The 24,324-nt window shown below is 62.3% G+C and carries 22 protein-coding genes and 2 tRNA genes; 8 read left to right on the top strand and 16 right to left on the bottom strand.

Features of this window, described 5'->3' with window-relative positions; all coding sequences use genetic code 11:
- Nucleotides 1–32: 32 nt before the first annotated feature.
- Nucleotides 33–109 (bottom strand) — tRNA-Asp (locus tag B5J99_RS13395).
- Nucleotides 110–163: 54 nt separating this feature from the next.
- Nucleotides 164–1,333 (bottom strand): AI-2E family transporter, encoded by a 1,170-nt coding sequence (locus B5J99_RS13390; protein WP_069049887.1) that lies wholly within the window; start codon nucleotides 1,331–1,333, stop codon nucleotides 164–166.
- Nucleotides 1,334–1,524: 191 nt separating this feature from the next.
- Here B5J99_RS13390 and B5J99_RS13385 point away from each other — a divergent pair, with 191 nt between their 5' ends.
- Nucleotides 1,525–1,989, top strand: a complete 465-nt coding sequence (locus tag B5J99_RS13385) for a hypothetical protein (protein ID WP_054133033.1) — start codon at nucleotides 1,525–1,527, stop codon at nucleotides 1,987–1,989.
- A 143-nt stretch (nucleotides 1,990–2,132) separates the two neighbouring features.
- Here the strand turns inward: B5J99_RS13385 and B5J99_RS13380 are convergent, their stop codons facing one another.
- The 4 genes from B5J99_RS13380 to thyA form a co-directional block, all read right to left on the bottom strand.
- On the bottom strand, nucleotides 2,133–3,416 hold the full coding sequence (locus tag B5J99_RS13380) for a dihydrolipoamide acetyltransferase family protein (protein ID WP_117352667.1): 1,284 nt from the start codon (nucleotides 3,414–3,416) through the stop codon (nucleotides 2,133–2,135).
- Between the two features lie 6 nt (nucleotides 3,417–3,422).
- The gene (locus B5J99_RS13375) at nucleotides 3,423–4,427 is read right to left on the bottom strand and encodes an alpha-ketoacid dehydrogenase subunit beta (protein WP_069051712.1); all 1,005 of its coding nucleotides are present in this window, start codon (nucleotides 4,425–4,427) and stop codon (nucleotides 3,423–3,425) included.
- Between the two features lie 38 nt (nucleotides 4,428–4,465).
- The gene (locus B5J99_RS13370; protein ID WP_054133035.1) at nucleotides 4,466–5,740 is read right to left on the bottom strand and encodes a 3-methyl-2-oxobutanoate dehydrogenase (2-methylpropanoyl-transferring) subunit alpha; all 1,275 of its coding nucleotides are present in this window, start codon (nucleotides 5,738–5,740) and stop codon (nucleotides 4,466–4,468) included.
- A 130-nt stretch (nucleotides 5,741–5,870) separates the two neighbouring features.
- A complete protein-coding gene (thyA, locus tag B5J99_RS13365; protein WP_117352665.1) occupies nucleotides 5,871–6,842 on the bottom strand; it encodes a thymidylate synthase in 972 nt (323 codons plus the stop codon).
- A 143-nt stretch (nucleotides 6,843–6,985) separates the two neighbouring features.
- Here thyA and B5J99_RS13360 point away from each other — a divergent pair.
- Both B5J99_RS13360 and B5J99_RS13355 read left to right on the top strand, forming a co-directional pair.
- A tRNA-Pro gene (locus B5J99_RS13360) sits at nucleotides 6,986–7,062 on the top strand.
- Nucleotides 7,063–7,571: 509 nt separating this feature from the next.
- Nucleotides 7,572–8,780, top strand: a complete 1,209-nt coding sequence (locus B5J99_RS13355) for an alkyl sulfatase dimerization domain-containing protein (RefSeq protein WP_162892602.1) — start codon at nucleotides 7,572–7,574, stop codon at nucleotides 8,778–8,780.
- A 5-nt stretch (nucleotides 8,781–8,785) separates the two neighbouring features.
- Here B5J99_RS13355 and B5J99_RS13350 read toward each other — a convergent pair whose 3' ends face one another.
- The 4 genes from B5J99_RS13350 to B5J99_RS13340 form a co-directional block, all read right to left on the bottom strand.
- Complete coding sequence (locus B5J99_RS13350) at nucleotides 8,786–9,724, bottom strand: helix-turn-helix domain-containing protein (RefSeq protein WP_117352663.1); 939 nt, start codon at nucleotides 9,722–9,724, stop codon at nucleotides 8,786–8,788.
- A 420-nt stretch (nucleotides 9,725–10,144) separates the two neighbouring features.
- The gene (locus tag B5J99_RS13345; protein WP_069051709.1) at nucleotides 10,145–10,972 is read right to left on the bottom strand and encodes an NAD(P)-dependent oxidoreductase; all 828 of its coding nucleotides are present in this window, start codon (nucleotides 10,970–10,972) and stop codon (nucleotides 10,145–10,147) included.
- Nucleotides 10,973–11,001: 29 nt separating this feature from the next.
- A complete protein-coding gene (locus tag B5J99_RS20005) occupies nucleotides 11,002–11,133 on the bottom strand; it encodes a hypothetical protein (RefSeq protein ID WP_281273076.1) in 132 nt (43 codons plus the stop codon).
- 1 nt (nucleotide 11,134) lies between these two features.
- Nucleotides 11,135–12,277, bottom strand: coding sequence for a sulfotransferase family protein (locus tag B5J99_RS13340; RefSeq protein ID WP_162892601.1), 1,143 nt, complete (start codon nucleotides 12,275–12,277; stop codon nucleotides 11,135–11,137).
- 444 nt (nucleotides 12,278–12,721) lie between these two features.
- On the opposite strand from B5J99_RS13340, the gene B5J99_RS13335 reads away from it, so the two are divergent.
- Both B5J99_RS13335 and B5J99_RS13330 read left to right on the top strand, forming a co-directional pair.
- Entirely contained in the window at nucleotides 12,722–13,726 is a 1,005-nt protein-coding gene (locus B5J99_RS13335; RefSeq protein WP_162892600.1) for a zinc-dependent alcohol dehydrogenase, read from the top strand.
- Between the two features lie 115 nt (nucleotides 13,727–13,841).
- Nucleotides 13,842–14,633, top strand: a complete 792-nt coding sequence (locus B5J99_RS13330; RefSeq protein WP_117352660.1) for an SDR family NAD(P)-dependent oxidoreductase — start codon at nucleotides 13,842–13,844, stop codon at nucleotides 14,631–14,633.
- Nucleotides 14,634–14,699: 66 nt separating this feature from the next.
- On the opposite strand, the gene B5J99_RS13325 is transcribed toward B5J99_RS13330, so the two are convergent.
- Complete coding sequence (locus B5J99_RS13325; protein WP_162892599.1) at nucleotides 14,700–15,899, bottom strand: acyltransferase family protein; 1,200 nt, start codon at nucleotides 15,897–15,899, stop codon at nucleotides 14,700–14,702.
- Nucleotides 15,900–15,986: 87 nt separating this feature from the next.
- Between B5J99_RS13325 and B5J99_RS13320 the strand changes: the two genes are divergently transcribed.
- Nucleotides 15,987–16,850, top strand: coding sequence for a LytTR family DNA-binding domain-containing protein (locus B5J99_RS13320; protein ID WP_162892598.1), 864 nt, complete (start codon nucleotides 15,987–15,989; stop codon nucleotides 16,848–16,850).
- A gap of 219 nt (nucleotides 16,851–17,069) precedes the next feature.
- Here B5J99_RS13320 and B5J99_RS13315 read toward each other — a convergent pair whose 3' ends face one another.
- The gene (locus tag B5J99_RS13315) at nucleotides 17,070–18,059 is read right to left on the bottom strand and encodes an alpha-ketoacid dehydrogenase subunit beta (protein ID WP_117352657.1); all 990 of its coding nucleotides are present in this window, start codon (nucleotides 18,057–18,059) and stop codon (nucleotides 17,070–17,072) included.
- Nucleotides 18,056–19,051, bottom strand: a complete 996-nt coding sequence (locus B5J99_RS13310; RefSeq protein ID WP_117352656.1) for a thiamine pyrophosphate-dependent dehydrogenase E1 component subunit alpha — start codon at nucleotides 19,049–19,051, stop codon at nucleotides 18,056–18,058. The genes B5J99_RS13315 and B5J99_RS13310 overlap by 4 nt, the downstream gene beginning before the upstream one ends.
- A gap of 161 nt (nucleotides 19,052–19,212) precedes the next feature.
- On the opposite strand from B5J99_RS13310, the gene B5J99_RS13305 reads away from it, so the two are divergent.
- Nucleotides 19,213–19,497: a hypothetical protein gene (locus tag B5J99_RS13305; RefSeq protein ID WP_117352655.1), complete on the top strand. Its 285-nt coding sequence runs from the start codon at nucleotides 19,213–19,215 to the stop codon at nucleotides 19,495–19,497.
- A gap of 16 nt (nucleotides 19,498–19,513) precedes the next feature.
- On the opposite strand, the gene B5J99_RS13300 is transcribed toward B5J99_RS13305, so the two are convergent.
- Entirely contained in the window at nucleotides 19,514–21,187 is a 1,674-nt protein-coding gene (locus B5J99_RS13300; protein ID WP_117352654.1) for an FAD-dependent oxidoreductase, read from the bottom strand.
- 137 nt (nucleotides 21,188–21,324) lie between these two features.
- Between B5J99_RS13300 and B5J99_RS13295 the strand changes: the two genes are divergently transcribed.
- Nucleotides 21,325–22,119: an enoyl-CoA hydratase/isomerase family protein gene (locus tag B5J99_RS13295; protein ID WP_117353508.1), complete on the top strand. Its 795-nt coding sequence runs from the start codon at nucleotides 21,325–21,327 to the stop codon at nucleotides 22,117–22,119.
- Here the strand turns inward: B5J99_RS13295 and B5J99_RS13290 are convergent, their stop codons facing one another.
- Both B5J99_RS13290 and B5J99_RS13285 read right to left on the bottom strand, forming a co-directional pair.
- Nucleotides 22,120–23,175 (bottom strand): alpha/beta hydrolase, encoded by a 1,056-nt coding sequence (locus tag B5J99_RS13290; RefSeq protein ID WP_245991626.1) that lies wholly within the window; start codon nucleotides 23,173–23,175, stop codon nucleotides 22,120–22,122. It lies immediately after the preceding gene.
- A 38-nt stretch (nucleotides 23,176–23,213) separates the two neighbouring features.
- Nucleotides 23,214–24,320 (bottom strand): Gfo/Idh/MocA family protein, encoded by a 1,107-nt coding sequence (locus tag B5J99_RS13285; protein ID WP_117352652.1) that lies wholly within the window; start codon nucleotides 24,318–24,320, stop codon nucleotides 23,214–23,216.
- Between the last annotated feature and the right edge of the window lie 4 nt (nucleotides 24,321–24,324).

The raw sequence follows: 24,324 nt of genomic DNA, 5'->3' as shown, positions 1-24,324 counted from the left end.
GGCCATTTTTCCGGAGCAAACCTCCAGAGAAATGGCGCGAGTGACGGGGCTCGAACCCGCGACCTCCGGCGTGACAGGCCGGCGCTCTAACCAACTGAGCTACACCCGCATCGTGTTGGAGCGCGGCTGTTAGAATTGTCCTGCCCGGCTGTCAACACGTGTTTCAATTTTTCCCACGAACCGGTGAAAGTGGCTCAGTCGCAGGCGATTCCTTGTCGCCCGGCGCACGGGTCAGCGTCCCCGATTCGAAAAGGAAACCGGCAATATCCGGCTTTCCGGCTGCGGCCACGACCGTCTGGATGATGATCAGCAGCGGCACCGCCAGCAACGCGCCGGTGGTGCCCCACACCCATGCCCAATAGCTCAGCGAGACGAGAATCAGCAGGGGGTTCATCGTCAGCCTGCGCCCCAGCACGGCAGGCGTGATCAGATTGGCCTCCACCAGATGGAACACGATCTGGACGCTGGCGGGAATAAGCGCGGTCCAAAGGTCGCCAAAGCTCATCAGCCCGCCCAGCGCCAGCAGCACCGCTGCCAGCACCGGTCCGATATACGGGATGAAGTTGAGCAGGGCGACGATGCCGCCCCACATCGCAGGCGATTCCATCCCCAGCATCCACACCACCACGCCCACCGAGACACCCAGCAGCAGGTTGATTATGGTGATGGTGGTAAGATAGGCCGATGTGGCCGATACGACGTTCTGGATGACCCGGGCGGTCGCCATGGCACCGGTGAAGCTGCCGCGGCTGCTGATCGCGTTTTCGCGCAGCTTGGTCCACCCGGCGAGGAAGAAGAAGATCAGCAGCACGACGAATGCCATCTGCAGCGCCACCCCGGGCGCGGCGCTGGCGAACAGGTCGAGCAGCGATTCGGGCGATGCGGTTGCCGCCTTCTGCGCCTTGACCATCGATCCGGAAACCAGCCGGGTGGTATCGTCGACGAACTTCTGCAGATCGGAATAGAGATCGATCAGCGGCGCCAGATTCTCCATGATCTTGGGGATCCGATCGGGAAGCAGCAGGAACCAGTCCGCCGCCGGAACCACGATCACCGCCAGCGCGCCGTTGGCGATCGCCAGGAAAAGCACCAGGCACAGGAACGCCGCCGCCATGCTCGGCAGGCCGCGCCGCTCCATCCATTCCAGCGCCGGCACCAGCGCGATCGAAAGCACGATCGCCACCGCCAGCGGCAGGAAGAATTCGGCCCCTGCCCGCATCGCGAATGGAAAGGCGAGGAACAGGGCCACGCCTGCAATCAGCGCGAGCGCAGCCAGCAGGCGGTCGCGCCGCAATTCATCGGAAACAGCGCGATCTGTAGGAAGTAGCGACATGTGTGCAGATGCCCTTTGCCCGCAAATCGGGCTATCGCGGCTATATCTGCACCGAATTGGGCCCACAATCCAGCAGCATTGATGGGCCGTGGGCGGTGAAAAACTGCTGGCGCATTAACCATATGTTCGCCGCTGGTGCCTAGACAGCTGCTCAGCCGGACAGGGCCGGCGGGGGTAAATCGGGGTAAGGAATGCTGCGCACCACCATCGCGCTGCTCGCCTTGGCGGCGCCGGTCATGGCGCTGGCATCGAGCGATGTTCGGACAAAATCATCGATCTTCGTCGAACGGATCGACCCGGAGGGCAGCGGCGCGCGCCGCGTGCGGCTGGAGCCTGCGCGTCAGGTCAGCCCCGGCGAGCGGCTGATCTATGTGGTGGAATACCGCAACATGGGCAACCGCCCGGTCCAGGGCTTTACCGTCACCAATCCCCTGCCCCGCACCGTCAGGCTCGACAAGACCGTAGACGGCAACGAGATGGTCTCGATCGACGGCGGCCGCAATTGGGGACCGCTGGGCACGCTGCGCGTGTCACTGGGCGACGGAAGCTGGCGCCCGGCCAACCCCGATGACGTGACGCATCTGCGCTGGCAGGTCGGTGACCGGCTGATGCAGGGCGAGACGCGCCGGGTGACCTTCCGGGCGATTGTGAGGTAAACACAACGCCTCTCCCCTCCCGCCTGCGGGAGGGGTGGCTGAGGCGAAGCCGATGCCGGGGTGGGCCTGAAAGGGCTTAACCTTTGGCCCACCCCGGCCCGGAAAGCCGGGCCTGCCCCTCCCGCAAGCGGGAGGGGAGAAACTCAATCCGCGAAGATATAGATCGGCGTCTCGATCCGGCGCTTGAGCGCCTGGACGAAGCTGGCCGCGTCATAGCCGTCGACCACGCGGTGATCGCACGAGATCGACAGGTTCATCATCTTGCGGATGACGACCGCGCCATCGACCACCATCGGGCGCTCGACGATCTTGTTGGGGCCGATGATCGCGACCTCGGGCCGGTTGATCACCGGGGTGGTCGCAATGCCGCCCAGCGGGCCCAGCGAGGTCAGCGTCAGCGTCGAGCCTGACAGCTCCTCGCTCTTCGCCTTGCCGCTGCGCGCGGCGTCCGCCAGCCGCGCGATCTCGCTCGCCATATCCCAGACGCTCAGGGACTCCGCACCGCGCAGCACCGGCACCATCAGGCCCGCATCGGTCTGCGTCGCGATTCCGAGGTGCACCGCGCCAAATCGGGTGACAACATTGGCCTCGTCATCATAGCGCGCGTTGAGCATCGGGTAATCGCGCAAGGTTTTGCAGATTGCGGCGATCAGGATCGGCAGAGCGGTCAGCTTGGGACGATCGCCGCGGCTGGCATTCATTTCCCCGCGCATCTCCTCCATCTTCGTCACGTCGATTTCCTCGACATAGGTGAAGTGCGGGATGTTGCGCTTCGATTCGGCCATGTTCTGCGCGATACGCTTGCGCATTCCGATCACGCGGATCTCTTCGTCCGCCGCGCGGCCCGGCCCAGCGCGGGTGCCGCCATAGTTCAGATAGGCGTCGAGATCGGCATGGCGTATGCGGATGCCTTCCGAAGGCCGCACCTTGGCGAGATCTATCCCGAGGTCGCGCGCGCGCTGGCGGACCACTGGCGATGCCAGCACCTTGGCGGAAGCTTCGGCATCGACCACCGCGGGCGCCGCAGCAACCCTGGGAGCGGCCGGAGCAGGAGCGGGCGCTGCGACGGGCGCCGATGCAACTTCCTCCACCGGCGGCAGTTTGGGCGTCTCCGCCTCGATCACTTCAGGCTCGGGTGCGGTCTCGGTAACCGGCGCACCGCCGACATCGCTGCCGTCGCCTTCGCCTTCGATCTCGATCTCGACCAGCATCGAACCAATCGCGATGACGTCGCCCTCGGCGCCGGCGACCTTGATCACGGTCCCCGAAACCGGCGATTCCATCTCGACGGTCGCCTTGTCGGTCATCATGTCGGCGATGCGGCCGTCTTCCTCGATGCGATCACCGATCTTGACGTGCCACGCCACGATTTCCGCCTCGGCAATGCCTTCGCCGATGTCGGGCAGGTTGAAGGTATAGGTTGCCATGGCGGGTCAGTCCTTCATGATCTTGGCAATGGCGCGACCGATGCGGATCGGGCCGGGGAAATACGCCCATTCCAGGCTGTGCGGATAGGGGGTGTCGAAGCCGGTGACGCGCTCGACCGGCGCCTCGAGGTGATAGAAGCAGCGCTCCTGCACCAGTGCGGAAAGCTCCGCACCGAAACCGCTGGTCCGCGTCGCCTCGTGCACGATCAGGCAGCGTCCTGTCTTCTTCACCGAAGCCTCGATCGTCTCGATGTCGAGCGGCAGCAGCGTGCGAAGGTCGATCACCTCGGCATCGACGCCATTGGCTTCGACCACGGCCTTGGCGACATGCACCATCGTGCCATAGGCCAGGATGGTCAGGGCCTCCCCTGCCCGCACGATGTTCGCCTTGCCCAGCGGGATGCGGTAATGGCCGGTGGGCACATCTGCCGCCGCATGCTTGGACCAAGGCTCGACCGGGCGATCATAATAGCCGGTGAACGGGCCGTTGTAGATGCGCTTGGGCTCGAAGAAAATGACCGGGTCGTTGTCCTCGATCGCCGAGATCAGCAGGCCCTTGGCGTCGTACGGCGTCGATGGGATCACCGTCTTGAGGCCAGCGACATGGGTGAACAGGCTCTCGGGGCTCTGGCTGTGGGTCTGGCCGCCGAAGATGCCGCCGCCAAAGGGCGAGCGCACCGTGATCGGCGCGATGAACTCACCCGCCGAGCGATAGCGCAGCCGCGCAGCCTCGGAAATCAGCTGGTCGATGCCGGGATAGATATAGTCCGCAAACTGGATCTCGGGCACCGGACGCAGGCCGTATGCCCCCATGCCGACGGCAACGCCCACGATCCCGCATTCGCTGATCGGGGTGTCGAACACCCGGGTCTTGCCGAACTTGGCCTGCAGCCCCGCGGTGCAGCGGAAAACGCCGCCGAAATAGCCGACATCCTCGCCCATCACCACGACATCGGGGTCGCGTTCCATCATGACATGCATGGCGCTGTTGATCGCCTCGATCATGTTCATCTTCTTGATGTCCGCTTCTGCAGCGGCAACCTGGCTCATCACTTCGGCCATTTCGCAGCCCTTTCCTCGAGCGCCTGCGCCATCTGTTCCTGCAGATGCCAGGGAAGTTCTTCGAACACGTCCTCGAACATCGTCTCGAACGGCTGGTGCATGCCGTGGCCGAGAACGCCGTTCTTTTCAGCCTGCTTGGTCGCGGCCTTGACCATTTCGGCCAGCTCGAGGTCCATCGCAGCATGCCGCTCGTCGTCCCAGATCCCCAGCCCGATCACATGCTGCTTCAAGCGGTGGATCGGATCACCCAGCGGCCATTCGGCGCTTTCCTGCGCGCTGCGATAGGCGGACGGATCGTCCGAAGTGCTGTGCCCTTCGGCGCGATAGGTGAAGTGCTCGATCAGCGTCGGCCCCTTGTTCGAGCGCGCACGTTCCGCCGCCCATTGCGTTGCAGCATAGACCGCCAGCGCATCGTTGCCATCGACGCGCAGCCCGGCGATGCCATAGCCGATCGCGCGCGCGGCAAAGGTCGTGCGTTCGGCCCCCGCGAACCCCGAAAAGCTCGAGATCGCCCACTGGTTGTTGACGACATTGAGGATCGTCGGCGCGTTGTACACCGAGGCAAAGGTCATGGCGCTGTGGAAGTCGCCTTCTGCGGTCGATCCTTCGCCGCACCAGCAGCTGGCGATGCGGGTATCGCCCTTGATCGCGCTCGCCATCGCCCAGCCCACGGCCTGCGGATATTGGGTCGCGAGGTTGCCCGAGATGGTGAAGAAGCTGAGCTCGGGCACCGAATACATGATCGGCAGCTGGCGACCCTTCAGTTTGTCGCCGCGGTTCGAATAGATCTGGTTGATCATCTCGGTGAGCGCATAGCCGCGCCACATAAGGATGCCCTGCTGGCGATAGCTCGGGAACACCATGTCGTCGCCCTGCATCGCGGCAGCTGCGGCGACAGAGGTCGCCTCCTCGCCGGTGCACTTCATGTAGAAGCTGGTCTTTCCCTGCCGCTGCGCGCGATAGAGCCGCTCGTCGAACGCGCGCGTCAGCGCCATCGTGCGCAGCATCTTGAGCAAGGTCTCGGCAGGCAGGCGGGGGTCCCAGGCACCGACCGCCTTGTGGTCGTCATCGAGCACGCGCACCAGCCCGAAACTGAGATCGCGCATGTCATGGGGGGAAACCGCCTCGTCGGGCCGGGCCATGCTGCCGGCAGCAGGCACGATCACATCGCTGAAATCGACAGGGTCGCCAGGGCGCGAGCGCGGTTCGGGAACGTGCAGCTCAAGCGGCGGCAGGTTCGATCTCAAAGGACCATCGGCCATCAAAAATCCTCTCGGGTCTGTGCACCGTCAGCCGGAAGAAGCTCTTGATGGCCTTTCGACTAATTGCACCGTCGAGACATATTATTTCAAGATTCGCGATAGGTCAATAGTGCTGCCCTTCACTCCGCAATCACACAGCGACCGGCGCGGCGATATGGGATTGCGGAGTATAATCGCGCACTTCGAAGTCCTCGATTCGGTAGTCGAAAATGCTGTCGGGCTGGCGGACAATGTCCAGCCGGGGCGCGCCGTGCGGCTCGCGCGACAGCTGCGTCTCCACCAGTTCGCGATGGTTGAGATACAGATGGACGTCGCCGCCGTTCCAGATCAGCTCACCCGGCTCGAGATCGCATTGCTGCGCGAGCATGCGGATGATCAGCGCGGCCGAAAAGATATTGAACGGCACGCCCAGCGCCAGATCGCATGAGCGCTGGTAAAGCAGGCCAGTGAGCTTTCCGTCGGCGACGAAGAACTGATAGGTCTTGTGGCACGGCGGCAGCGCCATCCGGTCGAGTTCGGCGACGTTCCAGCCCTCGAAGATGTGGCGGCGCGATCCGGGATTGGTGCGCAGGCTTTCGACCAGTTCGGCGATCTGGTTGATGCCTTTGGGGCGCTTGCGGAACAGGCTGGGCTCTGCGTCGACCGGCTCGTACACCGGCCAGTCGGTCCATTGCTTGCCATAGACCGGGCCAAGATCTCCCCAGCGTTCAGCGAAGTCCGCATCGGCGATGATCCGCGCCTCGAAGGCGTCGCGGTCGATCTCCTCGCCGGTGGCCTTGCGATAGCTGTCGAGCGGCCAGTCGGTCCAGATGTGCACCCCTTGCGCGACCAGCGGGCGAATGTTGGTGTCGCCGGTGAGGAACCACAGCATCTCGCGCGCAGCCGCCTTCCAGTACACCCGCTTGGTGGTGAGCAGCGGAATCGCATTGTCGGACAGTTCGAAGCGCATCGTCGCGCCGAACAGCGAGCGCGTGCCCACTCCGGTGCGGTCGGACCGTTCATGGCCGTGCGTCCAGATCTGCTTCATCAGATCAAGATACTGCCACTCGAAATGACGCGACTGCGCCTGGTGCGGGGCGCGACTCTGCAATGCGATGTCCATGTTCGCTGGTCTAGCATGCGGCATTTGCCCATGCCATCGCATCGCCGGAGAAAAGGCAAAATGGTCGCTTGCAAGCCAGCCGCACCGTGGCTATAGGCACGCCCCTGCCTCCCAGGCGCCGCAAGGCATCATGAAGTCTGGGTCGGGGAGTAGCTCAGCCTGGTAGAGCACTGTCTTCGGGAGGCAGGGGCCGGAGGTTCGAATCCTCTCTCCCCGACCATTTAACTTTCTGCAATTGCAAGATTTTTCGGAAAAACGAGACAGGGTCCGGAAACCCTGCCTAAACCTCGTTCCCACAAAGTCGTCTTTCGGACCGCATCTCCTGCCTTGCCGAGACAATCCGGCAAAACACTCAAAAGCCCTGCGACTTTATGGCGGCGTCACCGCGGCAAGCGAACCGCGTCACCTCAGCGGCGGTATCGCTCTGACTGGCGACCGCGATTGGCGGTCAGGTCGTTTGATGGTTCGAAGCGGCCACACTGCCAGGGGACGGTGCCATGGTGATGCTGCCCGTCGCTATCGTGACGCCCGCAGTTTTCAGGACAGTGGCGTCTGTACCGCCCGGAGGCCAATTTGTCGGTTTCCGGCCCTCGAATGCTGCATGAGGAACCCGCCTGAGGGGATGGCTGTTGCCGCCGACCGCCGCGTATCAGATAGTGGCAGAGATGTTGGGAGACAATGATGGCTGGCGGGACGGACACTCCAGGCTTTGGGCTTCGGGTTGCGGACATGGTTCGGTCCGGCAGCGACCAGACCGCACCGATCGTGCGCGCGCCGGGCGTTTGGGAAAGCCGCGGAGTCGGCAACGCGTATCTGCTCACCACCGCTGAAGGCAATGTTCTGGTGAACGCGGGCACGCTGGCCGACGCGCGCAAGGGGCGCGAGCGATTTGCGCAGGTCTCGGCTGCACCGGTCCAGTTCATCGTCCTCACTCAGAGCCATGCAAATCAATATGGCGGGCTCGAGGTATACAAGACGCCTGACAATGTAGTCATCGCTCATCATCTGTATCCTCAGGACCGCACCTATTGCGAGGCACTGTCAGAGCATTACCGTCGAGGTTCGCGGCGCATCTTCGGCGGCATCACCGGCCGCACCGAAGACATGATCCCGACCTGCGAGGTCGCACCGGACCTGCTCATCGGCGACGAAGGCCATAGATTCGAACTTGGCGGGCGGCGGTTCGAGATAATCTGGACGCCGGGTGGCGAGACGCGATCGGCGGTGATCGTTTGGCTTCCCGACGAAAGGATCGCCATAGTTGGCAACCTATTCGGTCCGCTGTTTGGCAACCAGCCCAACCTCAACACCTTGCGCGGCGACAAGCCTCGCTCCGCACTTGAATTCATTGCGTCGATAAAGCGGGTGCGGGCGCTGCGGCCTGAACTGCTGCTCACCGGTCATGAGGCCATCGAGGGTGTGAACCATATCGAAAATGAAGTCACCCGGATTATCGACGCAGTACAATGGATGCACGATCGGACGCTCGAGGGCATGAATGAGGGCCGCGACCTGTGCAGCCTCATGCGCGACGTCAGGCTTCCCGACAAACTTTCGCTGACCGAGGAATATGGCAAGGTCGCATGGAACGTTCGGGCAATCTGGCATGAGTATAGCGGCTGGTTCGATCCTGCCCGCGGCACGACCGAGCTCTATGGCGTACCACCCTCCAGCATTGCACCGGCGATCGCTGAACTGGCAGGCGGTGCCGAGTGTCTGGCCGAACGGGCGCAAGCCTTCGTCAATCAGGGCAGACCGCTGGAGGCACTGCATATGCTGGATATCGCGCTGACCGCAGCGCCCGGCCTCGCCGCCGCGCGCGCTGTGAAGCGGGCTGCGCTGATGTTGCTTGACGAGCAGACAGGTGGCACCAACCTTTGGGAGCGGCGATGGATCGCCGCAGCGCTCCACGAATTGGAAGAAACTGCGCCCGGGTGATCCAGTCAGGCGGCAGGCGCGTTCTGCTTAATGCCTCGCAACATCCTCTGACGAAAGACGAGTGGCGTCACGCCTGTCGCGCGCCTGAATGCATAAGTGAAGGTGGATTGCGAGGAGAAGCCGGTGGCGTTGGCGATCGACTTCAGGCTCTCGTCCGTCGCCAGTCGCCGCTTCGCCACCTCAATCCTGTGCTGCGCAATATAGTCGCCGATTGAGCAGCCGCGGCTTGTGCGAAAGCCTCGCGTCAGCTGCCGCACCGACAGGTCACAGCGGGCGGCGAGCTCGGCCAGCGTCGGGATCTCTCCGGGCTCGGCTAGGCGCTTTTCAATAACGCGCATACGCCAAGCTGCAAGTCCTCCCAGTCGAGCGGGCTCCTCCATCGCAGTCAGCGTACGCGCGATCTCGACCGAAAGGATAAGGACCAGGGCATCGCAGATTTCCTTGCCCGCGACGCCGGGATGCAGAACCTCCTGTGAAAGCCGGACAAGCAGTGTGCGGATCTCAGAGCTTGCGATATTGAGGCAAGCCTCCAGGCGGCGGTCCGTCCAGTCAAATCCGTCCGGAAGCCAGCGGTCAACTGCGTCGGCAGCCAAGGCACAGATCAGCGAGATGTGCTGGCCTCCCTCGTTTTTCAGATGCAGCTTGAAGCCGGGGGGGAAGGCGATAATTGCGCCCATGCTGCCGAAGCGGTGCGGCCCCCAGTGATCGAGGTAACGCGCGCGCGAGTCAGGGCGTCGCGGCGTGAGGCAAAGATCCACCCAATAGAACTTCCGGCGGCAGAACAGATACTCATTCGGACCCTGGTGATTGAAACGCGCAACCCAAAGCTGTGCATTAGGCAATTTCAGTTCAGCCTCGATCATGACCTTGGCAGGGCGAGCAGTGTCGCTCGGCTGCCCGCGTTTGCCAATTTCTCCCAGGCGTTTGAGCAACTCACTTGCCATGTGATTCACCGGTTCCGTTTGCCCAGACTTTAGGAAAGCAAAACCATGCCAGGGCTACGCGAATGACATATGTGCTTCAGTGCGATCACTCTGGGAACGTGCTCGGGTCTGACGCGGACACCAAAGGTCTGCCATGCGCGATCCTGTGTCAAGCTCGCCCATCTGTCGGGGCATCGGCGAATTCCGGATAGTGTGGCAGGCTTATCATCAACGCGCCACCCAAGAGGCAACCTGCCGCACCCAAACCCATTAAAGGGCTGTAATCGGCGGAGCTGCCGTCGATTGCTTCCGCCAACAGGGGTCCAACCCCCGCAGTCAATGCCATAACTGCAGCCATGCTTGTGAACGAGCCCCTCCAGCAAAACCGAAATGAATCCAAATGATGGAAGTGCGCCACCCATTCGCGGAACCTGCATGACGTCAGTTATCGTCATCAGCTGTGGTCGCCGGCCCCACGGCGCGCTCAAGAAAGTCCGCGCCGGCATTGCGCAATGCGGTGAAACTGGGATCTCCTGCCCCCAGAACTTCGCCCAGAAGCCGCATGTCCTTTTTGAGCAGCGCCGCGCCATGGGCAAAGCTGGTCGGAATCGGCATCCGTCCGCGCACGCCGAGGCCAAAGCTTTGTCCGCTGCTTGCGAGCATCAGTTCAAGCAGCGCGCCCTGGTCGATCCCGAGGTTCAGGCCCGCCTGAAGCGCAGCATCGGCCAAGCCGATGTTCGCAGCGAGCAGCGAATTGTTGATCAGCTTGGCATGCTGCCCCGCCCCCACCTCCCCCAGTCGCACGATCAGTCGCGCAAAGGTTTCAAACACACGCTGCGCTGCCGCGATGACGTCGGCATCGCCGCCGAGCATCAAGGTCAGCGTTCCCGCCTCAGCAGCCGGCGAACCACCGCTGACCGGCGCATCGATCAGCCCGATGCCGCGCGCGGCGGCTTCGCGTGCGATCGTTCGGCACGTCTCGGGATGGATCGTCGAGTGGATCGCAATACGGGCTCCACTCCGCATTGCGGGGATGAGTTCAGCGCAAACCTCCCGCACATCGTTGTCGTCGACGACACAGATTCCGACATGCTCGGCACTGCGTCCCAGTTCGGCGATGGTTGAAGCGAAGCGCGCAGACGTGCCGCGATACGGAACGAGGCTGGCATCCCGGCGCGCCCACAGCATTGTTGGAAAGCCCGCATCGATGATCCGCCGCGCAATCGGCGCACCCTGGCTGCCCAAGCCGATGAAGCCGCAGGCCGTCATTTGGCCTGGCCCTGCCTGGCTGGTCCCGCTCATAGCGACGCAGCCGGGTATCTGCCGCCGGGCAGTTGCAAGCCGCCGAGGTCGTCCGGCTGCGCTTGCGTGAAGCGGGGGTTGGCGAACACCGAAGTGAACCGGGCGAAGAAATCGATCGGGCCAGCCATGTCAGCCATCCTTCCGCGCGACGGGGTGAACCCGCAAATAGTCGGAGAAATAGGGCTCCAGGTCCTTTCTGGTCAGCCCCCATTCCTCCAGCGAATAGCTATGCTTACCGCGTTTGTTCTGCGGATTGCTGTCGAGCCAACCCTGCATCCCGGCTTCTGCAGTTTCGGTCCAGTCGTTTCCAAGCCAGCGGTAAATCTGTTTCAACTGGGCCAGCGGATCGGCGACCAGATCGTCGTAATAGCAATGGTAGATGTCGTCTGGCCGCTCGGCGCTGACCTCTAGCGGCCGCGATGCATGCAGCGCGAGCTGGAGCGGGAAGTATTGGCGCATGTATTCCGCGCCCTCGTCGACTTCGAACATGGGCCGGGAGTTGCCGCGCATGCCGAGCGACGATCCGACGACCGCATAGGGATCGCGATGCGTCCAGATCACGCGCGCATCGGGAAAGGTCTTGAACAGCTGCCGGATGAAGAGCGAATCCGAAGGCATCTTCAGCACCCAACGGCCGGGATTGGTGGACTGAAGGATTTGCAGCACGCGCTTGCGATGCTCGAAGGCGGTCGTCATGTCGGTGAACATCAGCCAATCGTGGTAGGTCGGCACCGTTGTCGTGACCGCCAGCATCAGCGAACGGAAGTCCTGCGCAATCAGATGGACGCATTCCGTGGGCCCGTCGCCCGGCTCGAAGTGCGCAGCTGCTACTTTCGGTGCCATCTTCAGCATATTTTCGTCGCGTGCCACTTCGGCTAGACAACGCGGATCGGTCTTCAACGCGCCAGGTGCGGCAGGCGGCGCGGCATTATAAGCTTCCCAACGCAGCATCGAGCGATTGGCTGGATCGGCATCCAGCATATAGCTGAGCATGGTCGTGCCGGTGCGTGGCATGCCAAGGATGAATACGGGCCGATCAATCGGCTGGTCGAGCACAGCCGGGTTGCGGCGGATGTATTCGTCCACCTGCATCCGGGCGGCGAGCGTTTCGACATAGCGGTTGCGGACGATCATCTCCCCGCGCTCGGTCAGCCGATCCTGCCGGGTATGGTCATGCAGGAGTATCTCGAGACCCTCTTTCCAGCTATCGCTGTCGGGATCCGGCACCGCCACCTTCTCGCGCGCTGCGTTGACGATCTCGCTGAACCCCAAAGCCATTTCGGTCTCTCCCATCGCATTGCGGCAAAGACCGATCCCTCGAAACGTGATCTAGAGCCTGCCGATTGTGTCGATCCGTTAGACATCTCCAAAGGCCGCCTGGCAAAGTGCGTCCTTGTGGATCGAAGGTCATTTTATCGATTACGAGCCGTGAAGCAGGCACTGCGAATGGCGAATGAACATGCTTCAATCATTCATCTTTCCAGATCGGAGAGGGCGCGCAATCAACTGGACCGCTCGGAATTTTTGCTGCGACGTTTCGCGGTGATGTCTGGTGGATCGTAACCGTCCGCGGCGGAAAATCGGAGCGATGGCAACAACCCAATCTTGGTCCACTCTATGGCCCTTGTACGATAAAATGTCCGGATCAAGCGCTTGTTAGGCGTCCTGTGCCGAAGCTAATCGACTTGATACGATATGAGTGAAATCGGGAGAGCTATGATGAAAGTAGGCGTGCTTCACGCAGCGGGCGATCTCAAGCTCGACGAGGCTGAACGACCGAGCGCCGGACCGGACGATATCGTCATAAAGGTGGTCGCAGCCGGCATATGCGGGACCGACTTGCACTTTCGCAACCGAGGGACTCGGTTCGGCACACCCATGCCGCTCGGTCACGAATTTGCGGGCGAAGTGATCGATGTCGGCGCTGACGTCAAAAGCTACAAGCTCGGCGACCGAGTCGCGTACAACTCGAACAACAGCCCTGCAGATATGGGCCGTGGCGGCGAGTGCGGGGGGTTCAGTGACTATGTCATCCTGCGCGGCGTCGATGCCCACCCCCAATCGCTGTGCATGATCCCCGACAGCGTAAGCTATGATCATGCCGCGCTGGTTGAACCCTTGTCGGTGTCCGAGCATGCGATCAACCGCGCCGAGGTAGAGCCGGGCGAAAGCGTCGCGGTGTTCGGTGTCGGGCCCATCGGGCTGGGCATTGTTGCCGGTCTCAAAGCCCGCGGGATCGACGACATCATCGCGTTCGATCTTTCGCCGCTGCGTCGTGAACGCGCGCTGGCCATGGGCGCGCGCCTCGCGCTTGATCCGCGCCACTATCCCGTGGCCGAGACACTTAGCCGAGAGCGCGGCATGGGCAAGGTGTGGGGCGTGGATCTGCCGAAGACAGATGTCTATTTCGAGGTGAGCGGCGGTCGCGGGGTGCTGGCAGACATTATGGCCATGGCCAACAAACGCAGCCGGGTGATCGTCGTGGCAATGCAGCCCGAGCCGCTGACATTCGACGTCAGCCGCCTGATGAGCAAAGAGACCAGCCTGATCGGCGCGTCGGGCTATCCGTCGGAATTCCCCGAAGTGATGGCCAAGCTGGCCGATGGATCCCTCGATGCCGAGGCGATGATCACCCACCGCCTGCCGTTCAGCGATTTCCTGAACGCCTTCGAGGTGGCCAACGATGCCAATTGCGCTGCCAAGGTCGTCATCACCTTCTGAATTTTTGCGTCGCTGATCAAAGTGATGACGCTGAATTTCGCAGACATTCCCGAGTGCGTGTTTGCCGATGCATTTGCGGCACCTCTCGTCACTCGCACAGCCTTGGAGGCCTGACATGAGCAAAGGACTATTCGATCTCACCGGCAAGGTCGTGCTGGCAACCGGGGCCAACAGCGGAATTGGTCTCGGCTTTTTGCAGGGATGCGCCAAACAAGGCGCGGACGTGGTTGTGTGGAGCCGTCGGGCCGACCGCAATGCGCAGGCTGTAGAAGCGCTGAAGGCGCTCGGCGCGCCACGTGCGCACTCTGAATCGGTTGATGTAAGTGACGAAAAGGCGGTTGAAGCGGCTTTTGCGTCTACGCTTGAGGCGATGGGCCGGGTCGATTGCGTTTTCGCCAATGCCGGGTTCAGCAGCAAGGCCGAATCCTTCCCTGACATGACCAGCCAGCTTTATCACGAGTTGCTTGGGGTAAACCTTCACGGAGCATTTTATACGCTGCGAGAGGTAACCAAACATATGCGCGAACGCGCTTTGGCGGGAGACCGCGGCGGATCTATTGTAGCATGTGGCAGCTTATCCATGTTCCGCGGGATTCAAGGCATGGAGCACTACGGTGCGGCGAAAGGTGCAATAGCCTGCATTATTCGTGGCCTAGCGGTCGAGATGGGGCAATATGGCGTCCGCGCCAATATGATCGCTCCCGGCTTTTTCCCTAGCGGGCTTATGGACGGAGCGTCAGAAGAAGAGTCCACAGCTCTTATCAAGCACTTCTCAAGCATCACTCCACTCGGCCGGGTCGGCCAGTTGATTGATATAGAAGGCCCTGCCGCCTATCTCGCTTCTGATGCCTCCTCGTTTCAAACCGGAGATATCCTGATCATTGACGGCGGTCGTATGGTTAAATAACGCGCGCGAAACACTGCCCATGATGCCGGTGACGTTCGCCTGTTTGGAACGGGGAACGTAGCTCCGTCAGAGCTTCTCAAAGGATTGGCTCCTGACTTCTTGCGCTGCTGTCGCCGAAAGCGAGCGCGGGGTCACGCGCTTCAGCCCGAGGAAGGGTCGCAGCCAGTTAACCCGCCGGGCGCTTTCGTAGGTCAGCGCGCAGCCCAGCAGGGTCGTCAGCAGGATCACTCCGAAAGCCAGCCCCGTCTGCGCTCCGGCCTGCTTGAGCCAGAAACCGGCTGCAATGATGATTGTCTGATGCGCGATGTAATAGGGAAAGATCGCCTCGGTAAGGTAGCGTCGCACCGGACCGTCGTGGTGAAGGTGGGTCTGGGCGAAGCCGATAAGGCCTAGGATCGCGGTCCATGCCAGCGCGGTGCGTGCCAGCAGGCGGGCGGTTTCCCACGCCGATGTTCCATCGCTCATGCCATGAACTGCAAACAGCGCGGCACAGGCCAGCGCGGCGATGCCAAGCAGCGCACGCCATTGGCCAAGAATAGTGGTCCAAGCAGCACCCGAACGCGCCAGCGCCACCCCGAAGAAGAAGGCAAAGCCGTAGATCGCGTGAGCATAGGGATCGTCGAACAGGGCATGGGTCTCGCCAAACACGGGGTGCAGAAGCAGCCGCGCCAGTGCCAGCCACACCATCGGCAGCACCACGAGCCGCCAGCCGGTGAAAAGCTGGTCGAAGCCCCGCTGCAAGAGCACTCGCACCCGTGCGGGAAGTGCCGCGAGCGCTGCCAGCATCAGCGAATAGGCCCACAAATAGGCAACGAACCACAAGTGGTTCCAAGTGGGTAGCGGCGTGCCCCGACTGCTGCCGAACTCGAAATAGTCGTTGAGCCAGAAATGCACGAAGCCGGCCTCGTAGGCACCCCTGTCGCGCAGTTCGAACCATGGCTGCGGGGCGACGAACAGCATCATTCCCGCCAGCAGCGGCACCGCGAGACGCGCAGATCGGCTCGCTGCAAAGCCGCGCGGCGTGGCGAGCTTGCCCAGCAGCGCACGTGACACCACGCCCGAAATCACGAACAGCAGCATCAGCCGCCACGGATTGACTGCCATCATCGGCCAAACCGCCCAATCGACCGGCTCGGCGGCTTTGACGTGCCATGCCCACGGCACGAAGAACATCCCGATATGATAAAGGATCAGCAGCGCAAAAGCGCCGATTCTGAGCCAATCGAGGCCATATTGGCGGCCAGCCATCCCCGTGGTGGCTTGCATAACACTTCTCCATCGCATCTAATCTGGACCGGGCCTAAGCTGCGGCCGTCCATCGCGTCATCGCGATGGTGACAGGCGGCTGAGCCGGTGGGACAGGTGGCGGGGCGGCGTGTGACGAGCGGCGGGATTGGAGTGGCGAGTGGTACGCGGCATGGCAGATGGCTGCGCCGCGATCCGCGGGCAATTACCTCGCTGACCTTTGCCGGATTCGGTCTGCTGTACATGGTGGTCAATGCGGTGAGCCTGATAGACCAGCGCCGCGCGCTGGGTCGGCCGATTGCCGCATGGCAGGCGTGGGTGCTGGAGGGCACCAGCTTTGCCGCTTGGCTGATGCTGCTCCCCGTCGTGCTGATGCTTGCGATCCGGCTCGCACCGCGGCCGCTATGGCAGGCTACGCTTGGTCATGTTGTTGGCTGCGTCGCTGTCTCGGTTGCCCACACCCTGCTCATGGCCGCGCTGCGCATTGTAGCGTTCGACATCTCAGGGCTGGATTACGCGCCGAGTGAAACGCTAACCGCGCGGCTTCTGTTTGAAGCACGCAAGGACGTCATCACTTATATCTCGATCCTCGCAGTGTTCTTGCTGGCGCGGCGGCTAATGGCCGAGACCGGGCCGTTGCCAATACGTCCTTCTGCCGAAGCGGCATTGATTGAAGTGCGTGATGGCAGCCGCATGGTGATGCTGCGCCCTGACGAGATCGACTGGGTGAATGCGGCCGGCAATTATGTCGAACTCCACGGCGATTTCGGCACTGAACTGGCGCGGCGGACCATGGCTGGTATCGAAGCGGAGCTTGCTCATTACGGCTTCGTCCGCGTTCACCGCTCGCGGCTGGTCCGTCGCGCGGCAATCGCGTCGACCGAGACACGCCAAAGCGGCGACTTCGACATTACATTGCGCTCGGGCGCGGTGATCAGTGGCAGCCGTCGTTTCCGGCAGAACATAACCTGAATTCAAGGGGCGTGTGAGGCGTCCGATACCTACAAAATTCACCACTGGGGAGTTTGGCCACGACCAAATAGAAGCAAGTCAGCATCGCCCGGTATTCGTGTTGAATTCAGAGCACGACTTGTTCCGGCAGCTTCTATCAGGACCAGACGTTCGCGCCGACTGATCTCAACTACCGGCCCATTAGCTGCACATCCACGGTCAACATTGGGTGATACCTACCTATTCCATCATCGCCTTGGCCTGAGCCAGGATCGCGTCGGGCTGTACGATGAATGCGTCCTCCAGAACCTTGGCGAACGGTACAGGGCAGTACGGACCGCCGAGACGCTTTACCGGGGCCTTGAGTTGGCCAAACATTTCGTCGGCAATGGTCGCAGCGATCTCCGCGCCCGGCCCGAAGGCCTTGACCGCCTCGTGCACGATCAGGGCGCGTCCCGTCTTGGCAACCGACGCCAGCACTGCCTCCTTGTCCCAAGGCGAAATGGTGCGCAGGTCGATCAACTCCGCTGAGATGCCAGCATCCGCTAGCCCGGCAAGCGCCATCTGACAGCGCATGACCTGGCCCGACCAGCTGATGATCGTGAGGTCGGAGCCTTCGACCATAACATTGGCCTTGCCCAGTGGAATGGGTCCTTGATCGTCGGCGACATCGCCCGGAACGAACAAAGTCATCCCGTTCTCGACGAAGATGCACGGGTCGGGATCCTGAATACAGGACAGCAACAAGCCCTTCATGTCGGCCGGATTGGAGGGACACACCACCTTGATCCCAGCGGAATGCGCAAACCAGCCTTCGAGATGGTCGCTGTGCTGGCCCGCAGTCTGCCAGCCTGCACCGGTGAGCGTGCGAATGGTGATGGGAACGCTTGTCTGCCCGCCGCTCATGAACCGCAGTTTTGCGGCATGGTTGAAGATCATGTCCATCGCAACGGTCGTGAAATTCATCAGCATGATCTCGGCCACCGGCTTGTACCCCGCCATCGCCGCGCCGATGGCGGCGCCTATGATCGCCTGTTCCGAAATCGGTGTCGTGCGAACACGGTGTCCACCGAATTTGGTGGAAAGCCCCCGCATGGTGCCGGTGACGCCGCCGCCCTGCGGATCGGCGATGTCCTCGCCCAGCACGACAACCTTGGGATCTGCCGCCATCGCGTCCATCATCGCAGCGTTGATGGCCTGGATCCCGTTCATCTTCAGCATCTCGGTCATGCTGCAATCTCCTCGGCGAACACATCGCGGCGCAATTCGTCCACGGACGGCAGTGGGCTGGCCATGCCGAACGCTTCGGCATCGGCGATTTCGGCTTCCAGATCGGCCTGCATGGCGGCGAGCAGCTCTTCGCTGGCGTGGCCCTCTGCAATCAATCGGGCGCGAAGTGCGGGCAGCGGATCGCTGGCGATTGCGGCTTCCTTGACTTCCTTGGGGATATAGAAATCGTCATCGCCCAGCACATGGCCCAGGAAACGGAAGGTCTTGCATTCCAGCAGGGTTGGCCCCTCGCCCGCACGGGCCCGCTCGATCGCGACCGCCATATGTGCATACATGTCGTCCGGATCGTTGCCATCCACGGTAAACCCAGGCATTCCATAGGAGATGGCCCGCGTCGAAATCTTGTCGACCGATGTCGCGACATCATAAGCGGTGTGCTCGCCATAGCCATTGTTGGGGCATACGAAGATCACTGGCAGCTTCCACAGCGAGGCAAGGTTCAGGGATTCGTGGAACGCACCGATATTGGATGCCCCGTCTCCGAAGAACGCGACCACCACTCGCGAGGATCCGTCCATCTGCGCAGCCCATGCCAGACCATTGGCAATGGGCATCGACGAGCCGACGATCCCAGTGGTGACCATCACGCCCATCTCGGGATAGGTCAAATGCATCGGTCCGCCCTTGCCCTTGCAGGTGCCGTCCACCCGGCCTGCGATTTCAGCCCACAGGGGGCGCAGCGGCATGTCCTTGGCGACCATATCCTGGATGCCGCGATAGATCGTGCAGATTTGGTCCTCGTCATTGAGCAGGTGGCCGATGGTGGCAGGGATCACTTCCTGCCCCCGCGCCGAATAATAAGGCATGGTCAGTCGGCCACGACGGATCGTCTTGCGGATCGCATCGTCATTGCGTTCGACGCGCAGCATGCGGCGATAGATATCGACGAGCGCGTCCGGGCCAGGTTTTGGGGCGTTGCTCTGATCTGCCATGGTAACCTTCTGATGTCGTGGACAAGGATCACGTTAGTCGGGCGTTGGCAGTGGCAGGTCAATGCGCCGTGGCGATATGTGGCTGGCCTGCGCGATATGCGCGGGCCATGGCGCGTTTGTACCGCCAGAGTGCATTACCAGTCGCATCGCAGGGACACACAATGATTGCAGAAGACAACGTCGTTTCAAAAGCAGAAAGGGTCGCCGCACTGGAGGCAGAGCTGGAAAGCGCAGGCGAGATATCGGTTGCGGATATTGAGCTTCAGCACATGCGCGGGGTGCTCCACACCTGGGTCGATGGGGTTGTAGGCATCGTTTCGTCACCCGGTGTCGGGCGAGTATCGCTGATCCACACCGATGGCAGCCAATCGAGCATCGCCTCTTCCCGCCTGCCCTTCCTGCTGTCGCGCCCTGTTCGTTTCGGCGGCGCCGAAGGCCCTGTTTGAACCTCAGCCTAATTCGCTAAATCTGGTTGCCGATTCCCGCAGCGTGACGTGCCGCCAGATATCCGAACGCCATGCTGGGTCCGATGCTGGCCCCGGCCCCAGGATAGACCCCGCCCATCACCGACGCGCTGGAAACCCCGCACGCGTAAAGCCCTTCAACCACAGATCCATCGGCGCGGGTTACGCGCCCCGCGGTGTCGGTCACTGCCCCGCCATAGGTCGAGACATCGCCCGGCACGATATCGACGGCATAGAACGGCCCGGTGTCGATCCGCCCGAGGCTGCGTTCCGGAGCAGGTGTGGCCGACCGGAATGGATCCCCCAGCCACTGGTCGTATGCCCGCTCGCCTCGATGGAAATCCTCATCCCTTCCGGCATCGACAAAGCCGTTCCAGCGGGTGATCGTCTGCGCCAGTACCGCCGGGTCACAGCCGATCTGCTCGGCCAGTCCCTTAACCGTATCGGCCTGTTTGAGGTAACCGGTTTCACGCCACATATCGTAGTATTTGGCCATCTTGACGCCGCCGATCGCATACTCGCTGGCAAAATTGCCGTCGAACACCGCCCAGCTCGGCACAGCGGGCACGGTCTTGTTGCGCTCCCACATGGTCTGGCAGAACAGCTCGTAGCTGCCGCCCTCGTTCATATAACGCATGCCCGACTGATCGACCACGATCGCATGCGGCTTGCCGGTTGTGCTCTGGATCGGCGGCTTGACGAACGCCTTCTCCCAACCGGGCATCCGCGTCATCTGGTATCCGACCATCTGATCCATCTGCCCGAGAACCCCGCCAACCCGCTCCATTTCCAGGTGAAGATCGCCGGTATCGCCCGGCGGGGTGTTCGACCATGCCGCCTGCGTTCCGGGCATATACCGATCGCGCATCGCCTGATTCTGTGCAAAGCCGCCTGCATTGACCAGTACCCCCAGCCGCGCGCCGATGCGGCCCCTGTCGGTCACCACACCGGTCACCCTGCCATGCTCGACGATCAGTTCACGCACAGGGGTTTCTGTGCGGACATCGACCCCTGCCTTGAGCGCGGCCAGCAGCATCCGCCCCTGCAGCGCAGCGCCCGCAGATACCCAGTCCTTGCCCGTCACCTTGGCCCACAGGATACGCAAGCCGATCCGTGCCATCAGCGCCTTGATCTTCCAGCTTTTTGCGACGTACGGCAGCTGCATGCCCTCGGCCAGCCGCGCCGGGGCATGCGCAAATCCGGGCTGGAGCCGGTCGGCCCATTCCGGCCCCAGTTCCTTCTTGTTGAAATAGCGTGCCGTCAGCGTGCGTGTCGTTTTGCATCCACCCGGTGCCTCATCGTAATAATCGGGCCAGAAATCGCAGGTCCGCTCCAGCGCGACGCCCTGTTCGACCAGAAAATCGATCATCTTCGGGGCTTCGGTCACATAGGTCAGGCGCTTTTCGTGCGTCGATCCGGGCAGATCTTCGCATACCGCATCGAGATAGGTGATCCCTGCCGCAGCGCTGTCCTTCTCGCCCGCGTCAATCATGAAACGGTTGTTCGGCACCCAGATGACCCCGCCCGATTTGGCGGTGGTGCCGCCAACCGTAGGCATCTTTTCGAGGATCAGCACCGACTTGCCCGCCGCGCGCATGACCAGCGCCGATACGAACGAGCCCGCCCCGCTGCCGGCAACGACCCAGTCGTAGGTCTCGTCAAAACTGCTCATGCCCAACTCCCCGGTCCAATGATCCTCGCGCGCAGCGCGGGGGTACGATACGACTAGAATGGCGGTGGGCGGCGCGCACAAGTGGTTATCGCCCCAGCGGCATAGGCATATCGCCATGGCGTGATATGGAGGGCGGCATGACCGACCTGCCCTCATACGAAACCATATTGCTCGAACGCGACCGGCGGCTGCTGCGAGTGACCCTGAACCGCCCCCACGCGCTCAATTCGTTCAATCGCCAGCAGCATGATGAACTGCCGCACGCTTTGGCGTTCGCCCGCGATGACACAGGCTCGGACGTCATATTGCTGACGGGGGCGGGCCGCGCCTTCTCTGCAGGTGGGGATCTGGCGCATATCGAAAACAACGCCGAAAACCCGCACCTCTTCGACCACGAGATCGAAATGGCGCGTGCGATCATCCTGACGCTGCTTGATACCGACAAGCCGGTAGTGTGCCGGATGAATGGCCATGCTGTCGGCCTGGGGGCAACGCTCGCATTGTTCTGCGATGTCATCTTCGCCGTGGATAAGGCGAAGATCGGCGATCCGCATGTCGGGCTTGGGCTCGTCGCGGGCGATGGCGGCGCGATTATCTGGCCGCAACTGATCGGTCTTGCTCGCGCCAAGGAATATCTGCTGGGCGGCGGGCTGCTCCTCGCGCCACGTGCTGCCCAGATTGGGCTGATCAACCACGCCCTGCCCGCGGACGAACTGGACGCTGCGGTGGACGAATTCTGCAACCGGCTGCTGGACGGCGCACAACAGGCAATCCGCTGGACGAAGCGGCTCACCAATATGGAGCTGAAGCGTATTACAGAAGCCGTCCTACCCGTAGGGCTGGGTTATGAGGCTCAGTCCGTCCGAACCGCCGATCACCGCGAGGGCATTGCGGCGCTGAAGGAGAAGCGGGCGCCGCGTTTCGGCGGCTGATTAAGGTTTGCTCCTGCTGGCCTCACCGGCGGCTTCATTTCGACCTAGCATCGCTTTTGCCAGCGAGAGGATGTGATCGAGGTCGCGCTGCGCCGATGGGATAGCCCTGCGGAATGTCGCGAAGCCATGGATGTTGCCCTCGGCCTCATAATAGCTCACCGACACCCCCGCTTTTGCGAGTGCGCAGACGAATGCGCGTCCCCCGTCGCGTAGCGGGTCAAGCGCGGCGGTCGCCAGCACCGTGGGTGGCAGACCCTTCAGGTCGGCAAGCAGGGCGGAGTGGCGCGGACTGTTGACGTCTGGCGCATAAGCCTCGCCGTAAAACTGCGAATCGGCAGAATCCAGTCCGTATCCGTTCGAGAAGGCTGCCATCGATGGATAAGGCTTCGAAGCATCGGCCATCGGATAGAGCGCGACGAGGAGTTCAACGGGCACGCTGGCGGGCTTGTCGCGCAGCGCCAGCGCGGTGACCAATGTCAGCGTTCCTCCGGCACTGTCGCCTGAAAGCACCAGCCCGGTGACCTCGCGCCCCATGGCTGCGCCATTGGCTGCGATCCACCGCGCCGCCGCTTCGGCGTCATCCGGCGCTGCGGGCCATTTATGCTCGGGAGCCAGACGATACTCGACCGATACAACGGGAATATCGAGCTGCCGCGCCATCTCTGCCGCCAGCGCTGCATGGGTGGCGATGCTGCCGACGACGAAGCCCCCACCATGATAGAACACGAGCACCGGGCCGGGAGAACGCTCCTGCCTCGCGTCAAACAGCCGCAGGTCGATCGCCCCGCCGGGACCGGGCATTGTCAGCTTCCGGTCCACCGCAAGTGCAGGCACCTCCACTTCCGACTGGGACATCATCACGGCGAGCTGCTCGGGCGGAATCTTGCGGATCATGGCGATGGTCGGCGCGTTCATCGGCGGTCGCGGCTGTTTGACAAGGGCGTCGAGATAGGCCTTTGCGTCGGGACGGATGGTGGGAGTCATGGTCAATTCTCCAGATCTGGTCGGTTCATCCTTGCCGTTGACAGGAATGGCACTTGCAATCGCCAGGGCCAATGCTGAGCCCAGAATTCCTGTCATCATGGTCATTCTCCTCAGTGAATTCCGTCGACGCTAACCCAGTGCCGCCGCTGGCTGGACAGCCGGACCGCCTCAAGCACCCGTTCGATCTCGAAAGCCTGCGCGAAATCGGGCGATGACCTGCCCTCGCCGTTGATCGCCCTGACCATGGCATTCATGGATAGCGCCATCGGGAAGGCGGGCTGGATGTCGGCCGACCAGTCAAGGCTGACAGCAGGATCGTTCTTGAATGCATCGGGAACCGCAATCTCTTCCATTGCCCCTCCAAGCTGGCCTCCGAACAACCGGCAATCGCGCGCAGTCGGAAAGGTCGGGGATTGCGCCCGCAGCCGCCCTTTGGTCCCATAGATATCAATCAGCCAGCCATCGTGTAGCGGGAGACTCCAGCTGATCTGCAGCGCCATCGTCAGACCAGAGGCGAATTTCAGGATCGCATTGGCGTAATCGGTGTTGGCCGGCACGACCACATCGCCATCGGGGAAGACCCATTCGCGCAAGACCTGGCGGTCATCGGCTACCAGCTCGGTAACTGGGCCGAAAAGATGGGTCAGCATATAGAGCGCATGGCTGCCGTTGTTGCGCATGGCGCTGACCCCGGCACTGCCATCGGCGAACCAGTTATAGGGAAACCGCTTGTCGGGCTGGTTGAACAACGAGATGTTCAGGCGGCAGCTTCCGCCAAGCGGCTCGCCGACATATCCGTTTCGCAGCATCGTGTGCATCTGCCGGTGGGCTGGAATGTATTGCGAGAAGGCATCGACCACTGCAATGCTGCTGCTTGCGCTGCGGGCCGCCTCGATGGCCTTGGCACCGGCCCAGTCCGGCGCGTGCGGGCTGGCGTTGTAGATATGCTTGCCGTGCCTGAGCGCTGCGAGCACCATTGGCAAACGCACCGACGGGCGCGTGCCGAGGTCGACGATGTCGATGTCCGGGTCCTGGCACATCGCCTGCGCGTCGCAGAAGGCACGGGGTAGCCCCAGCCGTTGCTGTGCGGCCTTGGCAGTGTCCTCCCGGGATGTGCAGATCGCGGTCACTTCCACACCAGGCACCGCACGCCAGGCAGGCAAATGAGCGAACGCTCCCCAGCCTGCGCTGACGATGCCTACGCGCAGGGCGGTCACGCCC

The organism is Blastomonas fulva, from assembly GCF_003431825.1.
Taxonomy (GTDB): Bacteria; Pseudomonadota; Alphaproteobacteria; order Sphingomonadales; family Sphingomonadaceae; genus Blastomonas; species Blastomonas fulva.
Note: the sequence above shows the minus strand (reverse complement) of the source record. Positions and strands in the feature narration are given on the sequence as shown.